This window comes from Pedobacter soli, assembly GCF_900101435.1.
Classification (GTDB): Bacteria; Bacteroidota; Bacteroidia; order Sphingobacteriales; family Sphingobacteriaceae; genus Pedobacter; species Pedobacter soli.
This window is the reverse complement of the sequence record NZ_FMZH01000009.1, coordinates 242153-249341: the sequence shown is the minus strand read 5'-3', so window position 1 is coordinate 249341 and position 7189 is coordinate 242153. Positions and strand designations below refer to the sequence as shown.

Here is a 7189-nt window from a genome sequence, read left to right as displayed (position 1 = left end):
AAGCCTTCCAGGCTATCTCTTTTAAGGGATGCTGATCCTCTTAAATTTCAGCCAACCAAAGAATCTATCCAAAACACCTTAAAAAAGTGCTTAAACGCGTTCAAAATCGTCTCACGACCCAAAGCTTAGCTGAGGCTTGTCTTTTCGAACCTATGGCTTTGAATTAGCTTTAAATAAAAACTTGGTTAAGAAATACTGTACAAAGAAAATCTGATCAAGTGATCAGCGCGGCCAGCTTGCTCCGAAACAGGCGGCCACCATGAAGCGAAACAGGGTGACACTTTAAAAGCGAAACGCGCGGCCATTTTCGCTGAAATACCCACTCAATGTATTTTCTGCTACCAATCGAGCCATTAGGTGTAACCTCAAATATCTTGGAGTATTCACAATATTAAAGAATTCAAGAAATAGTGATTGCTTAATTTCATTATATTTCGGTTCCTGAAGAGTTATATCAAGTTTCTTTAACTTACTGGCGTGGTTAGTAATGGGTAATTCCATTATTTCGTTCAACCATATATAAAATCCTTTGACATAAACCATTTGTAGATTAACGGTACTGTTACCTAGCCCCCATTTCTTTAGGTAGCTACGATAGTCAATCCAGACAGTTGTAGTTAGATTGGAGAGTAAAAGCTTTGGGAAATGTTTGTTTAGAAACGTTGTTACTTTCTTATCTCTTTCAGTATAGTTATAGATATCCTTAATTTCTCCTATTTCATGGCGCTTAGTATGATATTCGAAAAACTTGTTAAAAGCTTCAATTACTCTGGTTTGTACTGTTAAGGTCGAATCTGTACATGATTGGTTAACGCTTATCGGTTTTACCAACTCGTTTACTCTGAACTCGAATGAATTACGGAGGAGTAGTAATTTCTTATTTACAGATTTAAGATCCTTTACCTGTTCAAGGTATTGATTATAGATTGTCTTTACCCCTTCTTTAACTTTAAATTGCTTACCATTATAAAAGTATTCTATGCAATAAAGTGGATATTTGTCGGTATTGGAACTATGAGGGGTTACTAAAATAAACCTGATGCCATTAATAACGGCCAATTCGGTTCTGATTGATTTCATTCTATTAAGATTTAAGTTCGTGATAGTAGTACTAAACTAGTACGAACGTAAAATCAAATAGTACGAATAAGCCACAGAAACAAAGTTCACAAAAAGAAAATAAATAACTGATTTACAATATATTCATCTATTTTTCTTTATTGTATGTGCGTTAATGCTTCCTCAACAGTGTTAACCGGCAACTGGCATACTTTATTTCGGCAAATATAAACTTTTGTTTCATTGCTTTGCTTACCTTTTAACAGCGGCAGGTTACTTTTTGTTCCGCCCAATACAATTTTGTTTGGAATATAATGTCCGCTTAATGCTAATTTAAATACTTCTGTTTCTAATCCGGTAATGGCAATTTCGTTTATGCCATAAACCTCGTTTAACAATTGTATGGCCCAGTTCGAATAGGCAGAACCATAGGTTTTAATTTTAGGTTCTACTGCTGCAAGCATCTCTACGCCCTTTTCGGTATAGTTCTCCAGATCAAAAAGCAGTCCAAGTTTTTTAAGGTTTTGTGCCATGGCAGAGTTCGAAGCCGGAATTACGTTATCCATCACTTCATGTTTCCGGGCAATTAGCCCCTCACCTCCTGCTGGTGTATAAAAAAACATGGGTGAATCGGCATCAGTGAAGTTAGAAACGACATAATCGCTAAGAGTTTTGGCTTCTTCCAGCCATTTTTCATCAAAATCATATTCGTACAAGGCAATTAATGCTTCGATTAAAAAAGCATAATCATCAAGAAAGCCTGTAATAGAAGCTTTTCCGTTTTTATAATTGCGGTATAAACCACTGTCTTCTGATCGCAGCTTAGTTAAAATAAACCTGGCCGCAGCCGAAGCCTTTTCATAATAAGATTGATGGTTTAAAACCGTGGCTGCATCTGCCAGGGCCTTAATCATCATACCATTCCAGGCAGTTAGGCATTTATCATCTAAACCTGGCCTAACGCGTTTGCCCCGCTCAGTTAAAAGTTTAGCTTTAGCCGCCTCTACCTTATTGTACAAAGTTTCTGCATCAATCGCGAATTGTTGCATTAAGTCATCATCGCTGATGGTTTTACGCAAAATATTGGTTTGTTCTTCTTCCCAATTGCCTTCTTCGGTAACATTGTAGTAAGCGCTCAACAATTGTGCATCCTCGCCCAACACGGCATCGAATGCTGCTTTATCCCAAACATAAAACTTGCCTTCTACTCCTTCGCTATCTGCATCAAGGGCCGAAAAAAACAAACCATCAGCCGAAGTCATTTCATTAAAAACCCATTCAATCGTTTCAGTTGCTATTTGTTTAAACGAGTTGAACCGGGTACATTGATAAGCTTCGGTGTACAAACTGATTAACTGGGCATTATCGTAAAGCATTTTCTCAAAATGAGGCACATGCCATTTGTCATCAACCGAATAACGGGCAAAACCGCCACCAATCTGATCGTAAATACCACCACGCCCCATTTCTTCGAGCGTATGGCAAACTGCTGTAAAAACAGATTGATCGTCTTTTAAAAAGCCGTAACGCAACAGAAAAACCCAGTTATTGGGCAAAGGGAATTTGGGTGCACGGTTATAACCTCCGTAGCCAATATCGAAATGGCGTTTCCAGGGTTCGATAATCGTTGTTAAATGGTCGTTGGAATAATCTTCCTGATTAACTGCAGGAATTATCTTTTCACTTTCGCGGATACCCGAAGTTAACCTTTCGGCATACTGAATAGCTTTATCCGGTTCGTTTGCCCATAAGGCAGCCACATTCTGCAAAATATTAATCCAGTCGTTTTTTCTAAAATAAGTACCGCCGTAAATCGGACGCTGATCGGGCAGGCAGATACAGTTTAAAGGCCAGCCACCACTACCGGTCATCAGCTGGATAGCGTACATGTAAATCTGATCGATATCCGGACGTTCTTCACGATCGACCTTAATGCACACAAAATGCCGGTTCATCACTTCCGCTACTTCGTGGTTTTCGAAACTTTCGCGTTCCATTACATGGCACCAATGGCAGGCCGAATAACCAATGCTTACCAAAATCAGTTTATTTTCGGCTTTGGCTTTTTCTAGAGCTTCAGTTCCCCATTCGTACCAATTAACCGGGTTATGGGCATGCTGGAGCAAATAAGGTGATGATGCGTGGATTAAATTATTGGTTTCGGACATGGTATGAGCTGTAAAATGTAAGCCGGAAAATGAATTTATTTCGAGGCGTAAAGCTATTAATAATCTACAAACCTGTTTCTATTTAGTTTTTGTTTTTATACTTTAGGTTAGAAATCTAAATCAGGAATGGAATCAACCACAAATAAGTTATTTACTTCCATCAGGGAGATTATTAACCAATCCCGGCTGAAAGTATTCCGTGCTGCAAATTCTGCATTACTGGAATCTTACTGGCAAATCGGAAAGCTTATTGTTGAGGACGAGCAACAAGGAAAACTGCGTGCTGACTATGGGAAAGCAACTTTGAAAAATCTTTCAGCGCAATTGTCTGCAGAATTCGGTAAAGGCTTTGATGAAAGTAATCTCCGAAATATAAGAAGTTTTTACAACTCGTTTCCAATTCGTGACGCATTGCGTCACGAATTGAGCTGAACCCATTATAGGGTTCTATTCAGATTAGGTACTGAAAAAAAGAAAATTTTACCTTAACGTTTTGAATTAGATAATAAATAACAACCATGAAAATCACCCATACCGAAATATACCGCTTTAGTATCCCGATGGAGCCTTTTGTTATTGCAACCGGCACCATGCACTTTGCACAAAATGTACTGGTACGCATTTACACCGATACGGGCATTCATGGTATCGGCGAATGCTCGGCATTTCCGATGATTGTAGGCGAAACTCAGGAAACCTGTATTGCCATAGCTAAAGACTTTGCGGCCATTTTAAAAGGTAAAGATCCATTAGACATTCCGGAGCGGATGAATGATTTGCTTGGTTATGCCGACCACAACAGCACGATTAAAAGCGCTTTTGATATGGCTTTGTTCGATATTGCAGCTAAAAATGCCGGTTTACCGCTTTATAAGTTTCTTGGCGGGCAAAAACGGACCATTGAAACCGATATGACCATCGGTATTGATACGCCTGAAGGAATGGCCAATACAGCCCTAAAATACATAAACCAGGGTTGCCGAATCCTTAAAATTAAGCTGGGTAAAAACGTTCACGATGATATTGAACGGGTAAAACACATTCGTGAAGCTGTTGGCGAGGAGATTACCTTGCGACTGGATGCCAACCAGGGCTGGAGCTTTGACGATGCGCTGTTTGCTTTAGGTGCACTGGAAAAATATAATATTGAGTTTTGCGAACAACCCATGCGTACCTGGTACGACGATAAACTTCCTGAGCTCAACCTGAATTCGCCAATTAAATTAATGGCCGATGAAAGTTGCTACAACCACCACGATGCCCGAAAACTGATTAACAGCCAATCGACCACTTATTTAAACATTAAATTTTCTAAATCTGGTGGCATACTGGAGGCGCAGAAAATACATGAAGAAGCTTTGCAAACCGGTGTTAAATGCATGATTGGCAGCATGCTCGAAACCAGAATTGCTTTGAGTGCCAACCTTCACTTTGCCTATGCGAGTCCGAATGTAGAGTTTTTTGATCTTGATACAGCTTTATTGGGCCATTTGGTTGATCCGGTTGTAGGGGGCTTAACTTATAACGGCTACTTTTTGGATGTACCTGATGAAATTGGCATCGGCGCCGAAGCAGATGAATTTTTCTTAGAGAAATGTGAAAGCTGGGTTGTGTAGTTTAACGCGTTTGGGCTTGTGCATTTAGCGTTTGGGGTCGATTAACCAATTTAAACAATTAACCCTGTAACTAACGAATCACAAGCTTACTCAGCGCGGTACTATCGCCATTAAAGGCATTAAAATCAACTACATGCCCAATGCCATTAATTTTGGCTTTATCAGAATGTTGCCAGAATTTCCATCGGCTATTGTCCAACCGTAATTTAGGCTGATAGTAGTGTGCAATCCACAAGGGGTAATCGCTGAAATGCGTATCCAGATAATCTTCGTAAAACTTAAGTCCGGTGTAAATAATTGGCCTGACTTTCGTTTTCAGTTCTACATAATTTAGGAAATCGGCCAGTTCGGCGCGCATTTTTAATGGAGAAACACCATCTAATGATTCGATATCAACCACAGGAGGTAAATCGCCTTTCTCTACGTTCACTACCTGCAAAAAGAATTTAGCTTGTGTTTTACCATCTTTTCGCGGCCTGAAAAAGTGATAAGCGCCACAAATGATACCTGATTTTGGTGCTTCGCGCCAGTTGCGCTGAAAATAAGGATCAACCATCATGACACCTTCTGTAGCCTTGATAAAAGCAAAACTGATTCTTACCTCGTCTTCTTTCATCGATTGCACCAGCGGCCAGTTTATCTTACCCTGATAATAAGAAACATCGATACCATGAACGGTATATTTTCTGGGGATTTTGATGTTAAAGCTCTCGTAGGTACGGTAATTGGGATCTTGCCCCCAATCTTTAACCCAGCGCCAGGTAGCCACAAAGCCTTTTAAAATGTAGCCATAATATAAAGGCGAAAGCAAAACCAGCAACACAGCTGCAATGGCAATTTTAAGCTGCACCGGAATTTTAGTCTGCTTTTTTTTACTGGCAGCAGGCTTCCTCACCGCTGGTTTACGAACGGCGGGTTTACGGGTAACAGGCTTTTTGTTAATGGGGGCTTTTTTCTCTGGCGGCATTGATTCGGGTTCCGGATGCAAATTTGTAAAAAATTACGCGATATTTTTCCCTCAATTTTTTTAGTTCGGTAAATGATATGTAATTCAAATGATGAATTAATGATTTGGCTTTTGCTATTTTTACGGCATCCGGAAATACCATGTTCAAACTCATTTTTAATACCTACAAAGCATCTTTTAGCGGCCTCAGTCGCGAAACCTGGTTATTAAGTGCTATGATTCTATTTAACAGATTCGGAAGCATGTCAGTTCCTTTTATGGGCTTATACGTTATCCAGAGTTTAAACCGTTCAGAAATGGAAGCCGCCCTTATAATCACTTTATATGGAATAGGTGCCGTTCTTGGCTCAGCGATGGGTGGTAAATTAACAGATATGATTGGCTTTCGCCCGGTACAAATACTTTCCTCGGTCGTAGGAGGTTTACTTTTTATCGTATTCTCAACAATATCGCACTTCCATACGCTTTGCGTTTTTGCTATTGTGATTAGCTTTTTTTCAGAAGCTTTTCGTCCAGCAAATTTTACTGCCATTGCGCACTATGCAGCCGAAGGTACCATAACCAGATCATATTCATTAAATCGTTTAGCTACAAATATCGGATGGTCTTTAGGAAGTAGCTTTGCAGGAATAATTGTCAAAATAAACTACAAGGCATTATTTATTCTGGAAGGGGTTGTGAGTATAATTGTAGGTATGCTAATTCTTTCATTTTTGCCACAGATTAAAGGATTCATAAAAAAGGCCAAGGAAACAGCGGCAGATATGGTCATTATGAAACCCTGGAATGATCCCTTTTATGTAAAATTCATCCTGATTACCACTCTTTTTATAACATGCGCCTTTTTAATGTTTAGGATTGTCCCTGTTTTCTTTAAAAAAGAATGGCATATCGATGAGTTAGAAATTGGCCTTATTATCGGTATAAATGGCATTTTGATTGCCTTATTCGAAATGATTATGATCAATAAAATCGAAAAGAAGAGGTCGCCCATGTTTTTCATCATCATTGGCTCTGTTTTCTTTGCGGTATCATATCTGTTGTTAAGTGCACCAATTATTTTCCACATCATTTCGGCTGTGTTAACCATTGTAACCTTCACGGTTGGCGAAATGTTTGTACTCCCATTTATCAATACTGTAGTTATTAGCAGAAGCAATGAACACAACCGTGGGTTATATGCCGCAGGTTATACTTTAAGCTGGTCTTGTGCACAGGTAGTGGGCCCGCTTGCTGGTTTTTATATTGCCAAACACCTGGGATATAACTGGCTTTGGTTTGGCTTGGCCTGTATCTTATTGCTTTGTGCCTATGGCTTTAACGTACTGGATAAACACCAGCAAAAAGTTGTATTGAAAACGAATTAGTTTACAGCTGGC

Annotated in this window: 6 protein-coding genes; 3 read left to right on the top strand and 3 right to left on the bottom strand. The window is 39.5% G+C overall.

Annotation, left to right across the window (positions count from 1 at the left end; all coding sequences use genetic code 11):
- Positions 1–282: 282 nt before the first annotated feature.
- A complete protein-coding gene (locus BLR37_RS19090) occupies positions 283–1080 on the bottom strand; it encodes a hypothetical protein (RefSeq protein ID WP_090771362.1) in 798 nt (265 codons plus the stop codon).
- 137 nt (positions 1081–1217) lie between these two features.
- Positions 1218–3227 (bottom strand): thioredoxin domain-containing protein, encoded by a 2010-nt coding sequence (locus BLR37_RS19085; protein ID WP_090771360.1) that lies wholly within the window; start codon positions 3225–3227, stop codon positions 1218–1220.
- A 126-nt stretch (positions 3228–3353) separates the two neighbouring features.
- Between BLR37_RS19085 and BLR37_RS19080 the strand changes: the two genes are divergently transcribed.
- Together BLR37_RS19080 and BLR37_RS19075 are read left to right on the top strand one after the other, a co-directional pair.
- Complete coding sequence (locus tag BLR37_RS19080; RefSeq protein ID WP_090771358.1) at positions 3354–3659, top strand: DUF1016 N-terminal domain-containing protein; 306 nt, start codon at positions 3354–3356, stop codon at positions 3657–3659.
- An 86-nt stretch (positions 3660–3745) separates the two neighbouring features.
- Positions 3746–4843, top strand: coding sequence for a mandelate racemase/muconate lactonizing enzyme family protein (locus BLR37_RS19075; protein ID WP_090771356.1), 1098 nt, complete (start codon positions 3746–3748; stop codon positions 4841–4843).
- A gap of 70 nt (positions 4844–4913) precedes the next feature.
- On the opposite strand, the gene BLR37_RS19070 is transcribed toward BLR37_RS19075, so the two are convergent.
- Positions 4914–5810 carry a GH25 family lysozyme gene (locus BLR37_RS19070; RefSeq protein ID WP_090771354.1) on the bottom strand — a complete coding sequence of 299 codons (897 nt, stop codon included), beginning with the start codon at positions 5808–5810 and terminating at the stop codon, positions 4914–4916.
- Positions 5811–5950: 140 nt separating this feature from the next.
- Here BLR37_RS19070 and BLR37_RS19065 point away from each other — a divergent pair, with 140 nt between their 5' ends.
- The gene (locus tag BLR37_RS19065; protein ID WP_090771352.1) at positions 5951–7177 is read left to right on the top strand and encodes an MFS transporter; all 1227 of its coding nucleotides are present in this window, start codon (positions 5951–5953) and stop codon (positions 7175–7177) included.
- The last annotated feature ends 12 nt before the right edge of the window (positions 7178–7189 follow it).